Annotated in this window: 16 protein-coding genes; 10 read left to right on the forward strand and 6 right to left on the reverse strand. The window is 51.3% G+C overall.

The window, feature by feature from the left end:
• Window positions 1-9: 9 nt before the first annotated feature.
• The gene (locus tag FOE74_RS08665) at window positions 10-3,135 is read right to left on the reverse strand and encodes a SusC/RagA family TonB-linked outer membrane protein (RefSeq protein WP_149098213.1); all 3,126 of its coding nucleotides are present in this window, start codon (window positions 3,133-3,135) and stop codon (window positions 10-12) included.
• Between the two features lie 615 nt (window positions 3,136-3,750).
• Here FOE74_RS08665 and FOE74_RS08670 point away from each other — a divergent pair.
• Both FOE74_RS08670 and FOE74_RS08675 read left to right on the forward strand, forming a co-directional pair.
• Window positions 3,751-5,328: an NAD(P)/FAD-dependent oxidoreductase gene (locus tag FOE74_RS08670; RefSeq protein WP_149098214.1), complete on the forward strand. Its 1,578-nt coding sequence runs from the start codon at window positions 3,751-3,753 to the stop codon at window positions 5,326-5,328.
• A 73-nt stretch (window positions 5,329-5,401) separates the two neighbouring features.
• A complete protein-coding gene (locus FOE74_RS08675; RefSeq protein ID WP_149098215.1) occupies window positions 5,402-5,761 on the forward strand; it encodes a CoA-binding protein in 360 nt (119 codons plus the stop codon).
• A gap of 89 nt (window positions 5,762-5,850) precedes the next feature.
• Here the strand turns inward: FOE74_RS08675 and FOE74_RS08680 are convergent, their stop codons facing one another.
• Window positions 5,851-6,186: a rhodanese-like domain-containing protein gene (locus tag FOE74_RS08680; RefSeq protein WP_225840746.1), complete on the reverse strand. Its 336-nt coding sequence runs from the start codon at window positions 6,184-6,186 to the stop codon at window positions 5,851-5,853.
• A 392-nt stretch (window positions 6,187-6,578) separates the two neighbouring features.
• Here FOE74_RS08680 and FOE74_RS08685 point away from each other — a divergent pair, with 392 nt between their 5' ends.
• Genes FOE74_RS08685 through FOE74_RS08695 form a run of 3 tightly spaced genes read left to right on the forward strand, consistent with a single transcriptional unit; the run spans window position 6,579 to window position 9,206 of the window.
• The gene (locus FOE74_RS08685) at window positions 6,579-7,118 is read left to right on the forward strand and encodes an RNA polymerase sigma factor (protein ID WP_149098217.1); all 540 of its coding nucleotides are present in this window, start codon (window positions 6,579-6,581) and stop codon (window positions 7,116-7,118) included.
• A gap of 12 nt (window positions 7,119-7,130) precedes the next feature.
• Window positions 7,131-8,045, forward strand: coding sequence for a hypothetical protein (locus tag FOE74_RS08690; RefSeq protein ID WP_149098218.1), 915 nt, complete (start codon window positions 7,131-7,133; stop codon window positions 8,043-8,045).
• Window positions 8,046-8,057: 12 nt separating this feature from the next.
• A complete protein-coding gene (locus tag FOE74_RS08695; RefSeq protein ID WP_149098219.1) occupies window positions 8,058-9,206 on the forward strand; it encodes an outer membrane beta-barrel protein in 1,149 nt (382 codons plus the stop codon).
• Between the two features lie 329 nt (window positions 9,207-9,535).
• Here FOE74_RS08695 and FOE74_RS08700 read toward each other — a convergent pair whose 3' ends face one another.
• The gene (locus FOE74_RS08700) at window positions 9,536-10,282 is read right to left on the reverse strand and encodes an RNA methyltransferase (protein WP_149098220.1); all 747 of its coding nucleotides are present in this window, start codon (window positions 10,280-10,282) and stop codon (window positions 9,536-9,538) included.
• A gap of 52 nt (window positions 10,283-10,334) precedes the next feature.
• Between FOE74_RS08700 and tamL the strand changes: the two genes are divergently transcribed.
• Window positions 10,335-12,746, forward strand: a complete 2,412-nt coding sequence (gene tamL, locus FOE74_RS08705; protein WP_192576600.1) for a translocation and assembly module lipoprotein TamL — start codon at window positions 10,335-10,337, stop codon at window positions 12,744-12,746.
• Window positions 12,747-12,892: 146 nt separating this feature from the next.
• On the opposite strand, the gene FOE74_RS08710 is transcribed toward tamL, so the two are convergent.
• The gene (locus FOE74_RS08710) at window positions 12,893-14,974 is read right to left on the reverse strand and encodes an alpha-ketoacid dehydrogenase subunit alpha/beta (RefSeq protein ID WP_149098222.1); all 2,082 of its coding nucleotides are present in this window, start codon (window positions 14,972-14,974) and stop codon (window positions 12,893-12,895) included.
• 131 nt (window positions 14,975-15,105) lie between these two features.
• On the opposite strand from FOE74_RS08710, the gene hemF reads away from it, so the two are divergent.
• Window positions 15,106-16,002 (forward strand): oxygen-dependent coproporphyrinogen oxidase, encoded by an 897-nt coding sequence (gene hemF, locus FOE74_RS08715; RefSeq protein ID WP_149098223.1) that lies wholly within the window; start codon window positions 15,106-15,108, stop codon window positions 16,000-16,002.
• A gap of 3 nt (window positions 16,003-16,005) precedes the next feature.
• Window positions 16,006-16,578 carry a phosphatase PAP2 family protein gene (locus tag FOE74_RS08720; protein WP_149098224.1) on the forward strand — a complete coding sequence of 191 codons (573 nt, stop codon included), beginning with the start codon at window positions 16,006-16,008 and terminating at the stop codon, window positions 16,576-16,578.
• 77 nt (window positions 16,579-16,655) lie between these two features.
• Here the strand turns inward: FOE74_RS08720 and FOE74_RS08725 are convergent, their stop codons facing one another.
• Both FOE74_RS08725 and FOE74_RS08730 read right to left on the reverse strand, forming a co-directional pair.
• Window positions 16,656-17,243 (reverse strand): riboflavin synthase, encoded by a 588-nt coding sequence (locus tag FOE74_RS08725; RefSeq protein ID WP_149098225.1) that lies wholly within the window; start codon window positions 17,241-17,243, stop codon window positions 16,656-16,658.
• 199 nt (window positions 17,244-17,442) lie between these two features.
• Window positions 17,443-18,849 (reverse strand): sugar transferase, encoded by a 1,407-nt coding sequence (locus tag FOE74_RS08730; RefSeq protein WP_149098226.1) that lies wholly within the window; start codon window positions 18,847-18,849, stop codon window positions 17,443-17,445.
• Between the two features lie 183 nt (window positions 18,850-19,032).
• Between FOE74_RS08730 and FOE74_RS08735 the strand changes: the two genes are divergently transcribed.
• Both FOE74_RS08735 and FOE74_RS08740 read left to right on the forward strand, forming a co-directional pair.
• Window positions 19,033-19,683, forward strand: coding sequence for a protein-L-isoaspartate(D-aspartate) O-methyltransferase (locus FOE74_RS08735; RefSeq protein WP_149098227.1), 651 nt, complete (start codon window positions 19,033-19,035; stop codon window positions 19,681-19,683).
• A gap of 124 nt (window positions 19,684-19,807) precedes the next feature.
• Entirely contained in the window at window positions 19,808-20,329 is a 522-nt protein-coding gene (locus tag FOE74_RS08740) for an acyl-CoA thioesterase (protein ID WP_149098228.1), read from the forward strand.
• Window positions 20,330-20,340 lie beyond the last annotated feature (11 nt).

Consider the following 20,340-nt stretch of genomic DNA (forward strand, 5'->3'; position numbering starts at 1 on the left):
TGTCTGTGATTAGAAAGAGGCACGCACCCCAATAGAATAGGTCTTCATGGTAGGGAAGCTGTTGGAGGTGATCCCGTCAAGCGACTGCTCTGGGTCCATTCCATCCAGTCCTTTAGACCAGGTCCACAGGTTGTCTCCCTGCACAAATACACGCAGTCCTTTCATTCTCATGCGCTCCTGAACCGCTGAAGGCAAGGTATACCCCAGGGTGATGTTGCGCATACGCACGTAAGAAGCGTCTGTCAGGAAGCGGGAAGAACGGGCGTTGGCGTTCAAAGACTGACCCGTTCCTAAGCGAGGCACATCTGTGATGTCACCTTCTTTTTGCCATCTGTCCAGAATGTCTGCGTTCCAGTTGGTACCGGCAGAAGAACCACCGCCCATCAGGCCGCTGTAGTCTGTGTTCAGGATTTTACCGCCGAAGCTATAAGCGAACAACAGGTTAAAGTCAAAGCCTTTGTAACGGAGGTTATTGGAGAAACCACCAGTGATGTCTGGCAGCGCATTTCCTACGTAGTAACGGGTGGCCAACGCGTAGTTGGTGGTGGTTTGTCTTTCCACTACCCCTTCAGCGTTTTTCACGTCACGGTACCACATACTCAATCCTGTTTTAGGATCTACGCCGGCAAAGTCTTCAATGAAGAAGTCATAGATAGACTGACCCACTTTGTACTGCTTGGTTCCGGCCAGAATGGTTGGCTGGGGAAGTTCAGTGAACTCATTGGTGTTGTGGGCAGCGTTCAGGTTAGCAGACCAGGTAAAGTCAGCTTTGTCAATCAGGTGCGCGGTGATGTTCACCTCAAACCCTTTGTTGCGTAAAGCACCCAGGTTGTCCGAAACGGCCACGAAACCAGTGGACGGAGCCATAGGCTTGTTCAGGAGAAGATCTTTAGACTCTCTGTTGTAGTAGTCCAAGGATACATCAATTCTCTTGAAGATGGTCGCGTCTAAACCAACGTTGAAGATGGCTTGCTTTTCCCAGGTAAGGTAAGGGTTCTCTAAGGTGGTTACCACCATTCCAGGGGCTGACAAGTCAGGATATACCGTGTTGTACAGACCTCTGTAAGCGTAGTAAGAACCCAGGTTCTCGTTACCTGAGGTACCATAGCTGGCGCGCAGTTTGGCGTTGTTCACCCAAGAAAGCTCTTTCATGAAGTTCTCTTCAGAAAGTCTCCAGGATCCACCAACAGAGTAGAAGTTACCCCATCTTTCGTCTTTCTGAAAACGGGAAGAACCGTCACGGCGGAAAGAGGCAGACACGTAATACTTATCTGCCAGGCCGTAGTTCACCTGACCCAAGAAGCTTTCCAGTGCCCGTCTGTCTCTTTGTGAGTTGGAGCTTACGATGGTAGCGGCGTTGTCCAGTTCCGTCATTCCTGCAATTGGAATGAAACCGGTTTTCTGGGTGGACACAGAGTTAGAGGAAAGGTTGAAGACCTCGTACCCGCCCAAAGCGTCAATGCTGTGGATGCCAAACTTCTTGTTCCAGCTCAGAATATGGTTGAAGGTATATTCAGTGAAGGAATTCCGGGTCTGGGTGCCACGTCCGCCAATAGAGCCGGCCGCATCACCAAAGTTAGGGTTGTAGAAGGTCTCGCCGCGGTAGTTGTCTCCGTTTAGAGCCAATGATGGACGGTATTTGAAATCCTTCAGGAAAGTGATCTCTGCGTACCCATTCCAGCCCCAGGTCAGGTTAGTGCCTCTGATGATGTCAAGGGCAGTGGTACCCACTGGGTTACTGTTCCCGCCATAAGGGCGGGCCGTGTTGAAGTCAAACTCATTGCCACCGGTGAACAGTGATCCGTCAGCGTTCTTTCTGCGGTAGATTGGGTAAATGCTGGAGATGTTTCTTCCCCAGGATACCACGTTCCGGAAAGACGTACCGCTGGAGGTGGGCGCGTTCTGGTCTGTATAAGAAAGGTTAGCGCTTAAGCCTACTTTAATGTTGTCACGCAGCTGCGAGCTAAGGCGCATGCGGGTAGAGTAGCGTTTAAAGCCAGACGTGATAAAAGCACCTTCCTGGTCCAGGTAGTTCCCTGAGAAATAGTAGTTACTCTTCTCATTTCCACCCTGCACGCTCAGGTCATACTCCTGACGGATCGCTTTTCTGTACAAGGCGTCTCTCCAGTCTTCGTCCCAGGCTGGGGTCAGGCCTGGCTTGATCTTGCCATCCAAACCAACCGGCTCCGCGTCACTGAAAGGGTTGTATTGCTGACCGTTGCCGGCGCCTGCTAAACGGGTTACTACCGTTTTAGTGGCATACTCCTCCGGTGAGGCAAATTTGCCCTGCCATAAAGAAGCCGTGGCTCTGGCATCATTGCGCAGCGCCTCCCAGGTCAGTTCATACATCTGGCTTGCATTTACTGTCTTGTAATCATCAACGGCAAAGTCAGAAACCCCTACGGTAGCACCAAAGGTGATGGTAGGCTCTTTGGGAGCAGAACCGCCTTTGGTCGTGATCACGATTACCCCGTTGGCCGCCCGTGAACCGTACAAAGAAGCCGCCGTAGCGTCTTTCAACACCGTCATAGACTCAATGTCATGCGGGTTGATGGCGTTGATATCTCCTGAATAAGGAGCACCGTCTACCACGTATAACGGGGCGCTGTTGGCGTTCACTGAACCAATCCCCCTGATCCGTACAGAGCTGGTGGCACCAGGCTGTCCGCTGGAAGAAGTCACCTGCACCCCGGGAGCCAAGCCCGCTAAGGCTTTGGTCACGTCATTGGCCTGCATTTTCTCTATAGATTCGGATTTTACCGAGGTAACTGAACCGGTATAGGATTTCTCCTCTGCCGTGCCGTACGCTACCACTAAAACCTCATTGAGTTGCGTCTGGTCAGGCACCAAGGCCACGTTGATGGTGGTTTGGGTGCCAATGGCCACTTCTTTGTTTGCATACCCAATGAAAGAGAAAACCAATGTTCCCTCAGCGGAAGGAACCATGATCTCGTATTCACCGGATATGCCCGTGGGAGCGGCGTTTGTACTACCTTTTACTTGAACGGTAACGCCAGGCATGCCTTCGCCGGTCTGGGCATCTGTCACTGTTCCTTTGATCGTCCGGCTTTGAGACCACGCATGGCTAACCAGCGACAGCATCAAGACGAAGCTGAAAAAAAGTATTCTCTTCATTTAAGTTTTTGATTGTTTATGAGCAGGAAACCTTGCTGCCAGAATTCATGTGTCTGTAGAAGTCTGAGGTGGCGCAAGCGTTCTGTTTCCCGTTCGCAAAAAAAATAGCTCCTATTTTTCAACGCTTGGGTAGGAACTGATGAGTTTGGTAAGGCCGGATATACGATGTACCCCAGCGAAAGCGTTTTGGTGGTAATTCTTGGAATAATTCTCTTTTGTACCTTTCCTTTCTACCCTCCTCCTTTCCTTAAAATTCAACTTCTTGTCCAGGATTTCTGGCCTACAAAATAAACGAACAACTTTTACATGTTATTACATAAATTTACCAGATAGCAAAATCTATTATAATAATTCAATTTTATTAATTTTTTCCTAGCCCACAGTGCAAATAGGTATGTCTTTCAAAAGGAAAACCCCTGAAAAAAGTTGAAATTATCTTATACCAATACTGATTTGAACCAAGAAATTTTTTCAAGCGAAAAAACCTGACCAAAGAAGTCAAAACGAATTTTCCTGCCTTGTTTTTGGTTACCCTGGAGTAGCTATCTTTGCATTCTTTGTAGGCCTGGATCTTGGCTTACTCACTATTTTAAGGTTAACTACCTTACCACCCATATGAAAAAAGAACTTGACTTGGTCTTGGCGCCCGAAGTAGCCTTTGACCCTGCCCTTCTGGAGCGGGAGCTCCTTCAGCAAGCTGGCATCACACAACCCGCCGAGGCGGTTTTCATCCATAAAATAAAACGCTCCATTGACGCCCGGGGTCGAAAGGTACAGGTAAAGGTCCGGGCCGATGTGTACTTGCAAACCCCGGATCTTTCCTCTATCACCCCCACCTATGGCTACCCAGAATTGAAGCCAGACGCTAAACGGGTCTTGATAGTGGGAGCTGGTTCGGCAGGTTTGTTTGCGGCCTTGCGCTGCATTGAATTGGGGCTTAAACCAGTGGTGGTAGAACGCGGCAAAGACGTGCGCAGCCGGCGCCGGGACTTGGCGGCCATCAACAAAGAGCACCTGGTGAACCCTGATTCCAATTATTGCTTTGGCGAAGGGGGCGCCGGTACGTACTCAGACGGCAAACTGTACACCCGCTCCAAAAAACGGGGTGATGTGCAACGCATCCTCCAGATCATGGTGCAGCACGGGGCTACGCCTGATATCCTTTTTGATGCCCACCCCCACATCGGCACGAATAAATTACCCATCCTCATTTCCGAGATCAGGGAAACCATCTTGGCGGCCGGGGGTGAAATCCACTTCAACACCCGCGTCACTGATTTCATTCTGGAGAAAAACCAGATGGAAGGAGTAGTGACTGCCAGTGGGTCCACCCTGGAAGGCGAAGCCGTAATCCTGGCCACCGGCCACTCGGCCCGGGATATCTATGAGTTGCTACAGGCCCGGAACATCCTTATTGAGGCCAAACCTTTTGCCATGGGGGTACGGGTAGAGCACCAGCAAAGCCTGATTGACGGTATCCAGTACCACTGCGACGGCGATCGGGGACCTCACCTGCCGGCTGCTTCGTATGCCTTGGTCCACCAAGTCCCTTTTAAAGGCCAGGACCGGGGCGTATTCTCCTTCTGCATGTGCCCCGGCGGTTTCATTGTCCCATCGGCTACCGCGCCCGGTGAGGTGGTGGTAAACGGAATGTCTCCCAGCCGTCGCGATTCCAAATTCGCTAATTCAGGCATTGTGGTAGCAGTGAACCTGGAAGACATGGACCTGAAACAATACGGGGCTCTGGCGGGCTTGCGGCTGCAGCAAGCGCTGGAGCAGAAAGCCTGTTCCGCCGCCGGCGGCACCCAGGTGGCTCCGGCGCAGGGTCTGCAGGATTTCGTGAAAGGGAAAGTCTCTGCTTCCTTACTAGACACTTCCTACCAACCGGGGCTAGCCTCCGTAGACATGCTGGAAGTGCTACCGCCCATGATCGGGCAGCGGTTAAGAGGCGGTTTCCAGGAATTCGGGTATAAAATGCGGGGCTATCTTACCAATGAGGCCCAGATTGTAGGCGTGGAAAGCCGCACTTCTTCGCCCGTGCGGATTCCAAGAGACAAGGAAACCTTGCAGCATCCCCAGATCCAGAACCTTTTCCCTTGTGCCGAAGGCGCCGGGTACGCAGGTGGTATCATTTCAGCCGCCATGGACGGGGAAAGGTGTGCCGAACAGGTGGCGGTGCTTGTGGGCCGTTAACCCGCCCTCGATTTTGGAGTATAAACACGGAAGGTCTTTGCGGCCATTTTTTAAAAATTAAGCCTAAAACAAGATGAAAAAGACAGTGGTGATTGGCGCATCTGACAACCCGGGGCGCTTTAGTTATAAGGCCGTTCACCAATTGAAACGGTCGGGCCATGAGGTAGTGCCTGTAGGAATAAGGAAAGGGGAAGTAGCGGGTTTACCCATTGAAACAGAGAAACCTGCCCTGGACGAAGTAGATACGGTCACTCTATATGTGGGCCCGCAGAACCAACCGTCCTGGTATGACTATATTCTGTCACTCAAACCAAAGCGCATCATCTTCAACCCCGGAACCGAAAACATGGAACTGGAGAAGAGAGCGAAAGAGCAGAACATCAAAACGATGCACGCCTGTACTTTGGTAATGCTTTCAGTGGGTAACTACTAGGGAAGTTCAGTAACCAAAAGAGGGGTTTTGGGGCAGTTTTATATAAAACGGCCCCAAAACCCCTCACCTTTTATGGACGGGAATAGCTCTTATTGGGATTTGCTTCTCTCCTTTTTCTGCTTGGGTTCTTTGGTTTTAACCCCGGCCGCTTTCAAGTCTTTGTAACCGCCAAGGTTGTACACCTTGGTAAAGCCGGCTTCCTGCATCAGTTTTAGGGCCTGCCCACTCCGGTTGCCCGAGGCACAATAAAGATAGTAGGTCTGGTCGCGGTTCCAATCTGCGAATTCATTTGCAAATTGGCCACCGCGTAGATCTGAATGCCTGGCCTTTTTCAAATGCCCTGCCTTGAACTCCTCTGGCGTACGCACGTCTACCAAAACTCCTTTTTCCTTCTTACTGATTTCCTTGTACTCTGCAGGAGCCAACTGATTTGGTTTTTCCTGAGCCCAAAGCGGAAGCGCACAAAAAAGAACAAGAGCTACAAATAAATTTCTCATAAGGCAAAGGTCAGAGGATTGACGCTAAAAACCTACAGATCTTGGGCCATAGTTTTTCTCCTGTTCTTCTAAAACAGGCATTTAACCTATTGATAATAAGGTTGTTCCATTTTATTGTCAAAGCCCCAACCTGCCAGGCACAACTCAGCTCCCTGCTGGAAAAAGCAAGTTCTTTGGATTTCAGCTCGGCAAAAAGAGGATCATCTGCGCATCTCTTTATATTTACTTAAATTTTTTTCCTGCACCTCAGGCAACCGAAATAAAAGGTAGTGCATCTATCCTTACAAACAGCCAAACTATAGCTTAAACTTCTACCACCCGTGAATGAGTCTGAACTGGTACTAGCACTGCAAAAAGGCGATGCCAAAGCCCAGCGAATCTTGTACGATCGCTACGCAGGCCCCATGATGGGGGTGTGCGTAAGGTACCTCAAGAATGAGATGGATGCTGAGGAAGTCTTGATCAACGGGTTCATGAAAGTGTACCAGCACGTAAACAAATTTGAGCAAAAAGGAAGCTTTGAAGGCTGGATGCGGCGTATCATGGTGAACGAGGCCCTGCAGCACTTACGTAAGCAGGAACCCTTGCACCTGGCCATTGAGAAGGAACATAATTACCTGGCCTCAGAAGATGCTTCGGCAGACAGTGACATGAGCGCCGGGGAAATGATGGAACTGCTGCTGGAACTTCCGGCGGGCTACCGAGCGGTGTTCAACCTGTATGCCATTGAAGGCTACTCGCACAAAGAGATAGCTGACATGCTCCAGATCACCGAAGGTACTTCCAAATCACAGTTAAGTAAAGCCAGGGCCATGCTGCAACGACTGCTGGCCAGGCAAGGTGTCCTGATCGCCCTTTAAACAGAAAAAGACATGAGCGCAGAAGATTTAGATAGATTATTCAAAAACAAGCTGGAAAACCAGCCGGTGCAACCCCGAAACGAAGCGTGGGAACGGCTGCAGGCGCGTATGCAGGAAGCCCAGCAGCAGGAAACGCCTAACCCGTTCCTGGTTCCTGCGGCCGCTGAACAAAAGGAAGAGCGCGGCACCGTGAGAATGTGGTATTATTCGGCCGCTGCCGCTGTCACCATGGTGCTCAGCGTGGGGCTCTGGGTAAACCGCGATAACATTGATCCCTTACAGCCCTCAGGCACGGTAGCCAATGTGCAGCAACACCAGCAGGCACCAACTGCCAGAACCGCTCCTTCTTCTACTGGAGCCCCAGCAGGTTCAACTGAAGAAGTTATTACCCAGGGCACCCAGAAGAACGGAGCAAATAATGAAGCCAACTTCCCTGCATCTACTGCCGCTTCTAAGTCCATCGAACCAAACCAGGCCTTGGCTTCGGTGCCTTCTAAGGCAGCTCCGGAGGCTTTTAAAGAAAGCGCGACTACCACTTCCCTTTCTAAGAAAGAAGAGAACCTGGCAGTTCAGCCCAAAGAGGCCCAGCCAACCCAGGAGCCGGCTTTGATGGCCGCCACTACCCCGGTTAAAGCCCAGGAAGCAGCTAAAAACTCCTCCGCACCAGCTTCTCTGGAAATAATTGTGAAATTAGATGATGCCCAGGCAACCACTTCCCTGGCCCACGCATCTACTAAAGAAACAAACCTTCCGCAGGAAGAGGACCAGCCTGAATCAGGGAGAGTGCTGAAAGGCATCCTGAAACAAGTGAAGAACCTTAGGGACGGGGAGAAAGTGAAATTATCAGACTTAGGAATCACCAAACACACCTATGCTTTGGAAACCATCATAGGCAACAAAAAAATCTCAAAGACCATAGAACTCTAAAATCCAATTTCCATGAAACGTTTGTACGCCCTGCTTTCGGCCATCATGATGGCTGCAGCTATCGCCTTGCCTTCCCACGCCAGCGACTTTCGCCTTTCTCCGGCTGCTATCCAGGATACGCTCATCCTGAAGCTTAAAAACGAGGCCCGTCTGTTGGTAGTAGTGAAAGATGTAAAGGATTTGAAAAATCTAAAAAACCAGAACCTTGACTCCCTCATGCTGTTGTTGGAAAAATACGCCGACCAGATTGAGGCGGCCGGTAAAAAAGGCGAGGAAGTCACCGTGACCATTGACAAGTCGGAGGCCAACACCTCTGAGGACGTGAAAATCACCATCACCCAGAACGGGCCCGGCGGCACGGAAGTAGTCATCAAAGAGAAAAACCGCATCCGGATCACCGACAAAGTAGGCATTGACATAGACCGAGACGAGGAAAACAATTCCACCAAGGTAAAGGTGAAAGTAGGCGCCGGTGATTCTCTGGAAGTAAAGGAACGGGATGAGAAACGCTATGAAAACCGGCATCCCAGAAAAGAATATGATTTCCAGATCGATCTGGGGGTATCTAACTGGTTGAACGAAAAAGCCTTACCGGGCAGCGCCATCACAGACGTAAACCTCAAGCCTTTGGGTTCTCGGTACATCAGCCTGAACAGCAAGTGGCACTACCGGATTGGCGGCAAGGAAAGCCCCGTGCGCCTGATCACCGGCTTCACTGCTGACTTCCATAACTACATGTTTGACGACAACCTCATGATTCAGACCACAGGCGAGAAAGTGGAATTCATCAACGCCAATAGCCTGAACCTGAACCTGGCGAAAAGCAAATTGGCCACCACCACCTTGAACGTGCCTTTAGAGCTGGGCCTAAACTTCAAAAACCGCAAAGGTAAAACTGCCTTTAAGGTGGGCGGCGGGGGCTTTGTAGGCTATACGCTCAGCAGCCACTCCAAAATCAAATATTCCAGAGAGGGAAACAACAACAAAGACAAAACCAAGGATGACTTCTTCCTGAACGACTTCCAGTACGGCCTTTCTGGGTTTGTAGGCATCAGAAGCCTGGAGTTCTTCGTGAAATACAACCTCAACGAGTTATTTGAGGAAAACAAAGGACCACAAGTCAATGCCATTGCCCTGGGCTTAAGAATCCTGAAGTTCTAACCCACTATACTAAACAAAAATAGAAAGAGGAGCTGTCACGGCTCCTCTTTCTATTTTATCCCTTTTTTCAAAATTAGCCCTTAAATAGTCCCTACCTTTATACAGGCCTCCCGCTTTAGCTTTTCTTTTGCTCTGGGAAATTGGTTGGCAAAAAGCTTATGGTGGCGGTGGTTTTCCTATTTAAAGAAGAAATTAAAGCAAAGACTGCTTTTCATACTTATTTGGAGAAACAAGACCAACACCGTAAAAAGGCTGGCCTAGGTTCAATCTCCTTTCAAGGTTCTTTATAAGGAGCGGCAGAACTAAACTCAACAGTACCAAAGTACACCTTACAGATTCCGGAAGAAATTATCCAGCAAAATAGCGGTGGCGGTTCCCACGTTCAGAGACTCGGCGCCTCCCCGGCCGGGGATATGCAGGGGCTGGGTGACCTGCTGCATGGTTTCTGGCCGGATTCCGTTTGATTCATTGCCCATGATGAGCACACCGGCTGGCTGCAACTCCAAGCGGTGCACGTTCTCCCCTTCCAGCGCCGCCCCGTAGACAGGCACGTTTTCCGGCCGATTTTCCAGAAAGGCATTCAAATCAACGTAATGAGGCAAGACTCGGGTAAAAGAACCCATGGTGGCGGCAATCACCTTCTGGTTGTAGAAGTCGGCGCTGTTTTCTGAAAGCACAATAGAAGAGAGCCCATACCAGTCGGCTATCCTTATGATGGTGCCCAGGTTGCCAGGGTCCCGTACCTCGTCCAAGGCCAGGACAAAAGGGTGTTCCTGCCAGTCAAAAGGAGAAGCGGGCCGCATTTTGGCAATGGCCAAGGCGGCGTTGTTTGTTTCCATGGCTCCGGCCTTGCTCAGTTCCTCCTCACCTACCTCCACCACCTCAAAACCTTTCAGAAGCAGAAGGGTATGCTTGTTTAAAAATTTCTGGGTGGCGAACAGGGTTTCCAGTTCGAAGTCTGACCGGAGCAGTTCAGCCACGCTCTTTTCACCTTCCACCGTGAAAGCTTGGTGAAGCAGCCGATATTTCTTTATTTGCAGTGACCTAATGTACTTCAAAAGCCCTTTTGAGATCATAACATTCCTACGTTTGAAGCTACGATGTTACGTATTCGGCGCGGTATTCACAATGCTGGGCTTTTCTATGGGCTGTTCCCCTACCCGCCACCTGGCGGAGAAAGAGCGGCTGTTCTGGCAAATCAAACTGGAGGGCGTTAAGCAGGCGAACAAGTCGGCTATTACGGAGCTGTACCAGCAGAAGCCTAACCGCCGGGTTTTGGGCGTGCCTATCTACCTGAACCTTTATTATTTAGGCAAGAGCTTCTACAACCCAGAGAAAATCCAGCAGAACATAGACCAGGAAACCCAGGACTATAACCGCCGCATCCAGCGGGCCGGCAGTGACTCGGTGAAGGTAGACAAGCTCATCGAAAAAAAGGAGAACAAACTCACCAAGCTCCAGAACAAAAAAGAGAACGGCAACTGGCTTATGCGCACCGTGGGGGAACCACCCGCCATCTTTGACTCCCTCAAATTGGTGCAGACCGAAGACCAGGTGGGCATCTACCTTGCTTCTAAGGGATTTTTCCGCAACCAGGTCTCCTCCAGCACCCAGACCAAGAATAAAAAAGTATACGTGACCCTGCAGGTGCAGGAAGACAAGCCGTACCTGATCTCGCAGCACACCTACCAAGTGCCAGACACCGCCATCCTACGGCTTTTCAGGGCCCATGAGAGTGCCAGCCTCATTAAAAAAAACCAGAACTTTGACGAGGCCCTGCTCGCAGACGAACGCTCGCGGCTGGAAAAGCTTTTGAAAGACAACGGGTACTTTGACTTCCGGCAGCAATTCATCACCGTGGAGGCCGATACAAGTTATGAGGCTTACACCGTACGGTTGAGCACCCTGGTGGCGAACCCAACAGACAGCACCGTGCACAAAGTGTACACCCTGCGCGATGTGTACTTCACCACAGATGCCGGCCTGAACCGCTTTGGCCGGTCCAGAGACACCGTGGAGCTGAACAACGCCCATTTCCTTTTTTACGAACCCCGCATCAAGCCCAAGATCCTGAACCGGAAGGTGATCCTGCGGCCAGGCCAAACCTATTCGGCTACCCGCACGCTCAACAACCAGCGCATCATCAGCAACCTGGATGTTTTCAAGTACACCACCATCAGCTACTCCAAAATTGACACGCTGGAAACCGCTCCGCATGAAGGCCTGCTGAACGCCCATATTAATACTGCCCTGCTGCCCCGGTTCCAGGAAACAACCGAGGTAGGCGGTACCTTCACTGAAAAAGTACCCGGTCCCTACTCCAGTATCCGGTTCAGGATCCGGAATATCTTCGGCGGGGCCGAAATCTTTGACGTAGGGGTGAGAGCCGGCGTGGAGGGACAGTTGCAGCGGAACGTGGCTGAGGTGGGGCGCCGGACGGAAATAGGGGCCGACATGGGCGTGACCTTCCCGCAGATCCTGGTTCCTTTCCGGACGAATGACTTATTGATCCGGTTCAACCCGCGCACCAGGTTCAGCACGGGGTATACGTACGTGGACCGCAATGAGTACACCCGCACCAACCTGGACTTCTCTTTTGACTACATCTGGCAGCGCCTGAACATCCACCAGTTCAGCTTCTCGCCCCTGGACATCAACGTGATCAGCACGCCACGTATCTCCCAAACCTTCCAGGGGTATCTGGATACCTTGCGGCGGTCTGGAAACCCGTTGAATGAAAGTTTCAGGGATGCCTTTGTCTCCTCTATCAACTTTACCAGCCTATACAACACCGCCAACTACAACCAGTCCAATGATGCCAAGTTCATGCGGATCTTTGTGGAGACGGGTGGATTGCTTTGGAATTATGTGGCCCAGCAGTTCAAAAACCTGAATACATACCGCTTTGCCAAACTCAACCTGGATTACCGCCGCTACCACGCCTTGGGCAACAACATGACCTTCGTGTACCGGGCGAACGGCGGGGTGGCCAAACCTTTCGGAGATTCCCGGGCCTTGCCGTATGACAAGTACTTTTTTGCCGGTGGGTCTTCCAGCATACGGGCCTGGCTCCCGCGCCGGTTGGGTCCCGGTTCCAGCGCCTTGGTGAACAAAACCACCAACGAGGTAGATTACCTTTTTGAGCAGACCGGGGAGATCCTGTTGGAGTTGAACTCAGAGTTCCGGTTCAGGATGTTCCGGTTTGGCAACACTAACGTGAACGGGGCCTTGTTTGTAGACGCCGGAAACATCTGGTTATTTGACGAGCGGAACACCAACCCCAACCCAGAACGCTACGAAGCCAAACCAGGCGCCAAGTTTGAGTTCAACCGGTTCTACAAAGAATTGGCGGTAGGCACCGGGTTTGGGGTACGCCTGGACTTTACGTTTGCCATTCTCCGGTTTGACATCGCCACTAAAGTGTATGACCCGGCCATGCAGCAGGGAGACCGCCTGATCATCAACAGATTCAGGGGAGATCGCATCTTTGGCAGCAACACCCAAACTACCTTTAACCTGGGCATCGGGTATCCTTTCTAAAGCTGGGCCAGGCATAACCCCAAAATAAAAGAGCTGCCGTATTTGCCGCGTTTCTCCAAAAACAAGGCAATTACGGCAGCTTCTTCTTTGGCCTTTAGCCCTTTCCTTCCCTTAATGGGATGGTACAGGCACCAGATGGCAAGTCATTAGTATTCCAGCAATTCCTGCAAGGATTTCAAGACTTTATCTGCGTTAGGCAGCATCATTTTTTCCAGCTCCACGTTCAACGGGACCGCCGGCAGGTTCTCGGCCCCTAACGTGAATACGGGGGCATCCAGCACCTGGAAACAGGTTTTCCCTATCCGTCCGGCCAAAGACTCGGTAAAGGAATTCATAAGCGGCTCCTCGGTGAGCACCAAGACTTTGCCATGCCGTTTAACGGCGGCCTCTACGGTGGCAAAATCCAGGGGATTGAGCGTACGAAGGTCCACGATCTCCACCGACCCCGGTAGTTCCTTACTGGCGGCTTTGGCCCAATACACCCCCATGCCGTAGGTGATCACTGCCAGGCTGTTTCCGGCTTGTATCTGTTCTTCTGAAGCGGATTGCACCACATTGGCTATTCCCAAAGGCAAGATATAGTCTTCATCTGGTTCCGGGGTTTTGGCGTCCTCGGTGCCGGCAACTTTAGACCAGTACAGGCCTTTGTGCTCCAGCATCACCACCGGGTTAGGGTCCAGGAAGGCGGCTTTCATTAATCCTTTCATGTCGGCGGCGTTGCTGGGGTAAACGACCTTGATGCCTCTGATGTTGAGCAGCGTAGATTCAATACTGCCCGAGTGGTAAGGCCCGCCCCCGCCGTAGGCCCCAATGGGCACCCGAATCAACGCCTGCACCGGGAATTTACCCATGCTCAGGTAACAGCTCTTGGACAGTTCCTCCACCAACTGGTTGATGCCTGGCCAGATGTAGTCTGCGAACTGGATTTCCACGATGGGCTTGCACCCTACCGCCGACATACCCGCCGTAGATCCCACAATGTAGGCTTCCTGAATAGGGGTATTGAACACCCGGGCATCGCCGTATTTTTTTGCCAGCAAGGCGGCTTCCCGGAACACACCGCCCAGTTCGCCGCCTACATCCTGGCCGTAGAAAAGCGCCTCGGGGTACTGCTTTAAGATATCATCCACGGCGTGCAGGGCGGCATCTACCATGGTGACTTTCTCTGCCTTCTCAGGGGCTCTGTTTCCTTTTTCCTCTACTACCGGCGTGGGCGCGAATTCATGCAGGTGGAAGGACTCTGGGTCTGGGTTGGGAGCAGCCAAAGCTCTTTCATAATGGGCTTGTACTTCTTCCTTTACCTCCTGAGAGATCGCGATCAGTTCATCGGCGGTTTGGCCTAATTCCAGCAGATAGGTGCCCAGCCTGGGGAGCGGGTCCAGCAGCATGTGCTCATTGAGGTCGTTTCCGCGGTACCACTCCCGCCGAACCCCGGAAGTGTGGTGGCCCAGCAAAGGGCATTTGGCATGCACTAGAACCGGGCGCCGCTCATTTCGGGCAATCCGGAAGGCTTCGGCCATGCCAGTGTAGGAATCCACGAGATCAGCGCCGTCTACCCGCATACGTTCCAAGCCTTTGAAGCCGGCCGCGTATTCATAGGCGTCCATCGCGCGCATTTCTGACCCTTTCGCTGAGATACCCCAGTCGTTGTCTTGCACCAGGTAAATGATGGGCAGCTTCTTCAGCACCGCCATCTGGAAAGCTTCGGCCACTTCCCCCTCTGTCACGGAGCCATCGCCCAAAGAACAGAGGGCCACCCGGCCTTCAGAAGCTTCAAGCAGGTGCTGTGATTCAAGGAAAGATAAAGCGTGGGCCATGCCGGTTGCCGGAATGGCCTGCATGCCGGTAGCCGAACTTTGGTGCGGGATCACCGGGAAACCCTCTCTCCTGAGCGACGGGTGCCCATAATAGGTTCTACCGCCGCTGAACGGGTCGTCACGTTTGGCCATGAGCTGGAGCATGAGTTCGTAGGGCGTTAACCCCAGCCCTAACAAGATGGATTCATCACGGTAATAAACGGAGAGGTAATCTTTGGGAGTCAAGTGGAAGGCAGTGGCCAACTGGATGGCTTCATGCCCCCGGGAGGTGCTATGGACGTATTTACTGCAAATGGCTTTGTTGTCCTCATAGGTTTCTGCCATGGTCTTGGCCGTGAGCATGAGGCGATATGCTTTTAAAAGAAGCGCCAACTCCACTTGCGGAGGGGCCTCAACAGAAGTCTGGTTCATAAGCTAACATTTGTTCGTTTTCTAAAGTACGGCTTATCCGGAAGAAAGCAAAATCATGAAATAGTGGGTCTCTCCTATTTATCGCCTATTTTTGCCAGAACATGCCCTAATCAGGGAAACGACCGACAGTCATGAGAGATACGATACAGAAATGGTTTAAGTCATTCCAAGAACGGTTAAGTGCTGACCTGGAGGCCTGTGATGGCAAGGCCAAGTTCCAGGAAGATGCCTGGGAACGACCGGGCGGCGGCGGGGGTGCGGCCCGGGTGCTACAGGATGGGGCCGTTTTTGAAAAAGGAGGCGTTAATTTCTCTGCCGTAGAGGGCGTGCTGCCCGAGAAAGCGGCGGCGGCGCTTTTGCTTCCTGACCCGCATTTCTTCGCCACGGGCGTGTCAGTGGTCATTCACCCGCGCAACCCCCACGTGCCCATCACGCATATGAACGTGCGCTATTTTGAGGCCGGAAACGGCGAGGCCTGGTTTGGCGGCGGTATTGATTTAACCCCCATCTACGTGAACAAAGAACAGGTGCGGTTCTTTCACCAGCAACTCAAAAATACCTGTGACCGTTTCCAACCCACCTATTACCCTGAGTTCAAGAAATGGGCCGATGATTATTTCTACCTTCCGCACCGCAAGGAAACCCGGGGCGTAGGCGGCATCTTTTTTGACCGATTGACCCCTACTCCAGAAATCCCGCTGGAAGACCGGTTTGCCTTTGTGCAGGCGGTGGCAGACACCTTCGCGCCTACTTATACTTCCATTGTGAACGAGAACAAGCATCTGGCAGCCAGTGAGCAGGAGAAAGAGTGGCAGTTGATTCGGCGGGGCCGATACGTGGAGTTCAACCTGGTGAACGACCGGGGCACTAAATTCGGTCTGGAAACGAATGGTCGCACGGAGTCTATCCTGATGAGCCTTCCGCCCCTGGCCAGCTGGCATTACAGCCATACGCCCGCAGCGGGCACCCCGGAGGCAGAGGCGTTGGCATGTTTTCAGAAAGGCATTGATTGGGTCACTCCCGCGTAAGCCATGGATGAATTAAAAGCAATTGATCAGGCCCTGTTTCTGGAGCTGAACGGGTACCACAACCCTTTCTGGGATGCGGTTATGGTTTTGATCTCGAACAAATACGTCTGGTTCCCTTTTTATGGGGTGCTGGCCGGGCTGCTTATTTACTTCAATAAGAGAAGGGGCTTGCTCATGGTGCTCTGCCTGGGAGCCAGCGTGGGCTTAGCCGATTTTATCTCTTCTGGCATTTTAAAACCGTACTTTGCCCGCCTTAGGCCCTGCCATGACCAACTGATCAATGCAAATGTTAATTTCGTGGATGGCTGCGGAGGTCTTTACGGTTTTGTTTCTTCGCACGCGGCCAATGCCTTTGCGGTAGCCATTTTCGTGATTTTCCTTCTGCCTAAAAAACAGTGGGTGTTCAAAGGCTTGCTTTTGGTTTGGGCCATGGCCATCTCCTATAGCCGGGTGTACCTAGGCGTACATTACCCCGGTGACATCACCGCCGGCGCACTGATAGGTGTAGGAACCGCTTGGCTGAGCATCTACATTTACCGGCTACTTTCTAAAAAGTACGTCTACTGGCAACAGTAAAAGAAACCTGATATATTTTTTAATCCTCTGCTCCTGCTTTGGGCTTACTTTCTTAAAAAGAAGCCCAAAGCAGGAGTTTATTTTTGCAGTAGCCGGGCCACGTACTTGCCAATGATATCAAACTCCAGGTTCACCTGGTCACCGGGTTTCACCGCATGCAGGTTCGTAAACTCATAGGTATAAGGAATAATGGCCACCGAGAAGAAGTCATCGCCTGACTCGACCACCGTTAGGCTGATGCCGTTGATACAGATGGAACCCTTCTCTACCGTCATGTGCCCAGCGGACTGCGGCTGGTACGAGAACCGGAAAAGCCAGCTGCCTTGCTGATCTTTTACTTCCTCACAAATGCCAACCTGGTCCACGTGCCCCTGCACTATATGCCCGTCATACCGGCTATTGGCCAAAAGACACCGCTCCAGGTTTACCTTGTCCCCTGCTTTGAGCTGGCCCAAATTAGTCCTGGACAAGGTTTCCGCAATGGCCGTCACCGTATACCTTTCCTCCTGCAAACCGACCACCGTCAGGCATACCCCATTATGGGCCACGCTCTGGTCTATCTTCAGTTCATGCGTGAACGGGCAAGTGAAGGTAAAATGCCTATTCGCCTGCTCCTCTATGATGCTGACTACCTCCGCCTGAGCTTCTATGATTCCTGTGAACATGTTATTTAGATTTGAAGATGAGGAAATTTGAAGATTTGGAAATGAAAGGATTTGAAGGAATGGGAATGGAAGCTTTGTTTAGTGAGAATAAAAGAGGATTTAACTTAAGCTTTTCTTGAAGTAGTAAGTATTTGTTATTCGGGCTCATTTAATTTTCTCATTTACAAATCTCCACATCTTCAAATCTCCAAATCCAAAATTACTTCCCTCTCCCCTGAATGATGATCTTAATGGTGTACAGCATTACCCTGAAATCCATGATGAGCGACATGTTTTCAATGTAGAGGATGTCATATTTAAGGCGTCTTACCATTTCCTGCACGTTTTGGGCGTACCCGAATTTTACCTGCCCCAGGGAGGTGATGCCTGGTCTTACCCGTTGCAGGTGTTTGTAATGGGGGGCTTGCAGGGTAATCAGATCAATGAAATGTTGCCGCTCTGGCCGGGGGCCCACCAGGCTCATCTCCCCTATGAGAACGTTGTAGAATTGCGGGAGTTCATCCAGGCGCACTTTCCGCAGGAAGCGGCCCAGTTTGGTCACCCGGGGGTCATAGTCAGAAGACAGGGCGGGACCGGCTTTTTCGGCATCCAGGTACATGGTCCTGAATTTATAGATGTTGAAGGGGCGGCCTAACCAGCCAATCCGCTCCTGCTTGAAAAAAACCGGGCCCGGCGAGGAGGCTTTGACTAAAACGGCTAACAAGAGGTACACCGGCGACAGGAACACCAACACCAGCACCGCGGCCAAAAGGTCTATGACCCGCTTCAGCAGTTGCTGCCAAATGGGCATAAGGTCCCGTTTCACCTCAATCAAGGGAGTCCCAAACAAATGCGATACCTTCACAGAACCTAACAGAATCTGATAAACATCAGGCAAGATGCTGATGCGCACGTTTTCCCCCTCCAGGGAGCTGAGGATCTGCTCTATGAGACGGTGCTCTGAAGGTTCAATGGCAATGATGACCTCCTGTACGTCATGAGATTTGATCAACGAGGGCAACAGGTGAAAGGCCCCCAATGACGGGATCTGCTCCTGGAAAGAGTGCGGCTGAGAAACCTCGCTTTGCACAAACCCTACAATTCTGAGCCCCAGGTGCCGGTTATTGCTTTCCAGCTCATTATATACCTCCCGGGCATTGCTGCTGGAGCCTACCACTATGGTCTTAAAGTAGACGTGCCCCCGGTAAACCAGCTTCTTGAGGTGGCTGAGGGTGATCATCTTGAAGGTAGCCGACAGCAGGAAATGCATCAGGAAATACATACCAATGGGCCCAGTGTACCTTTGGAACTTCTCCAGATCTGGCTCTTCCAAGAGAAAGGCCAGGTAAATGGCCATGGCGCCGCCTAAAGAAATGCCCATCAGTAGAATAGTTTCTTTTAACCGGGACAGGCGGTAGATGTTCCGGTACCTGCCCAATAAGGCATACAGGATCACCCAGAAGGAGGCAATCACAAATGGCCTCCCCACAGAGACCGTGGCCAGGGAATGGGTGAGGTCAAAGAAGAGGTAGTTATTGGATAGGTAAAAACCACACCAAGCCCCAAAGGCAGCCAAGAAATCGCCAAGGATTACTTTGTATAAATGCTGGTTCCGGTGTAACTGCATGGGTTTTCTGAAAAACAGGGCAGGTAGTCAATGCGGGCCCCATTCCTGCGCAAAGCTACATGCTATTTCCAAAAACTGGGCCTAAATTTTATTTGGGAGCAATGCAGCGCTATTTGTTAAATTAGCGCGCTGAAGCCTTCCCCCTGGCCCCTTCTTCGTATAAAGATTGTTACCTGACCCATTATGTTGATAGACACTTACCGGCACAAAGGCATGCGCAAAGGCTTGGTGCGTATTGTGGAGAGAAAAGGCATCAAAGACATAAAGGTGTTAAAGGCGCTGGAACAAGTGCCTCGGCATTTCTTCTTCGAGAAAGCGTTTCTAGAGCAGGCCTATCAAGACAAAGCCTTTCCCATTGGCGAGGGACAGACCATCTCGCAGCCTTATACTGTAGCCTACCAGACGGAGTTGCTGGAAATTGAACCGCACGACAAAGTGCTGGAGATTGGCACCGGGTCTGGGTACCAGTGCACGATCTTGCTGCAGTTAACGCCCCACGTGTTCACCATTGAATACAACGAGGTGCTGTACCACAAAGCCAAAAAGCAGTTCCAGCTCATGGGGCTCACCCCGTTCACCTTTTTGGGAGACGGCTCAGAGGGCCTGCCGGAACACGCCCCGTTCAACAAGATCCTGGTCACGGCGGGGGCTCCTATTATTCCCAAGACCCTACTCCGGCAATTAACCCTAGGCGGCAAACTGGTGATCCCGGTAGGTGATACCGCCCTGCAGAAAATGTTCCGCATCACCCGGGTGGGCGAGGATGACTTCCTCAAAGAGGAGTTCGACAACTTCAAATTTGTTCCTCTTTTAGGAAAACAAGGCTGGAAATAGCCTCTCGCGTTTTCCTTACTTCACTTATAGAAAGCGGGGTCTTTTGCCAGAACTGCGGCAAAAAAAGGAAACTGGCTTTGCCGGAAGTACTGTATCTTTGCTGCCTCAATTTCATTTCTTCTTTATGCGAAAGCAAAAATCTGTTAAAGATTCCTACGTCCGAATGACGGAACTTGTCCTGCCCAATGATACCAACACCCTCAACAACTTGATGGGAGGCAGAATGATGCACTGGATGGACATTGTTTCGGCCATTGCTGCCCAGAAACACTCTAACCGCATTGTAGTAACGGCCTCTGTTGATAACGTTTCTTTTAAGGAGAGCATCAAACTAGGGAATGTGATCACCCTGGAAGCTCAGGTTACCCGGGCCTTCAGCACCTCCATGGAAGTGCACATCACGGTGTGGGCTGAGGACATTCCCTCTGGTACCAAAGTGAAGTCAAATGAGGCCTATTTTACCTTTGTGGCACTTGATGAAAACGGAAAAGCAGTGGCGGTTCCAGAGGCCGTTCCGGAAAACGAGGAGGAAATAGAGAAATTCGCGGGAGCCTTGCGCCGGCGGCAGCTTCGCCTGATTTTAGGAGGGCGCATGCAACCCAATGATGCCAATGAGTTAAAGGCACTCTTCAATTTGCAGGACTAACCACCGCTATT

Origin of the sequence: Rufibacter glacialis, from assembly GCF_008271745.1 — a bacterium.
GTDB lineage: Bacteria > Bacteroidota > Bacteroidia > Cytophagales > Hymenobacteraceae > Nibribacter > Nibribacter glacialis.

What these genes read in the sequence shown, in the direction of transcription:
- FOE74_RS08670 (WP_149098214.1), top strand. Translation starts at nt 3,751, where the DNA reads ATGAAAAAAGAACTTGACTTGGTCTTGGCGCCCGAAGTAGCCTTTGAC.
- FOE74_RS08730 (WP_149098226.1), bottom strand. Translation starts at nt 18,849, where the DNA reads ATGCAGTTACACCGGAACCAGCATTTATACAAAGTAATCCTTGGCGAT.
- FOE74_RS08690 (WP_149098218.1), top strand. Translation starts at nt 7,131, where the DNA reads ATGAGCGCAGAAGATTTAGATAGATTATTCAAAAACAAGCTGGAAAAC.
- tamL (WP_192576600.1), top strand. Translation starts at nt 10,335, where the DNA reads ATGCTGGGCTTTTCTATGGGCTGTTCCCCTACCCGCCACCTGGCGGAG.
- FOE74_RS08725 (WP_149098225.1), bottom strand. Translation starts at nt 17,243, where the DNA reads ATGTTCACAGGAATCATAGAAGCTCAGGCGGAGGTAGTCAGCATCATA.
- FOE74_RS08740 (WP_149098228.1), top strand. Translation starts at nt 19,808, where the DNA reads ATGCGAAAGCAAAAATCTGTTAAAGATTCCTACGTCCGAATGACGGAA.
- FOE74_RS08735 (WP_149098227.1), top strand. Translation starts at nt 19,033, where the DNA reads ATGTTGATAGACACTTACCGGCACAAAGGCATGCGCAAAGGCTTGGTG.
- FOE74_RS08665 (WP_149098213.1), bottom strand. Translation starts at nt 3,135, where the DNA reads ATGAAGAGAATACTTTTTTTCAGCTTCGTCTTGATGCTGTCGCTGGTT.
- hemF (WP_149098223.1), top strand. Translation starts at nt 15,106, where the DNA reads ATGAGAGATACGATACAGAAATGGTTTAAGTCATTCCAAGAACGGTTA.
- FOE74_RS08700 (WP_149098220.1), bottom strand. Translation starts at nt 10,282, where the DNA reads ATGATCTCAAAAGGGCTTTTGAAGTACATTAGGTCACTGCAAATAAAG.
- FOE74_RS08710 (WP_149098222.1), bottom strand. Translation starts at nt 14,974, where the DNA reads ATGAACCAGACTTCTGTTGAGGCCCCTCCGCAAGTGGAGTTGGCGCTT.
- FOE74_RS08720 (WP_149098224.1), top strand. Translation starts at nt 16,006, where the DNA reads ATGGATGAATTAAAAGCAATTGATCAGGCCCTGTTTCTGGAGCTGAAC.
- FOE74_RS08675 (WP_149098215.1), top strand. Translation starts at nt 5,402, where the DNA reads ATGAAAAAGACAGTGGTGATTGGCGCATCTGACAACCCGGGGCGCTTT.
- FOE74_RS08695 (WP_149098219.1), top strand. Translation starts at nt 8,058, where the DNA reads ATGAAACGTTTGTACGCCCTGCTTTCGGCCATCATGATGGCTGCAGCT.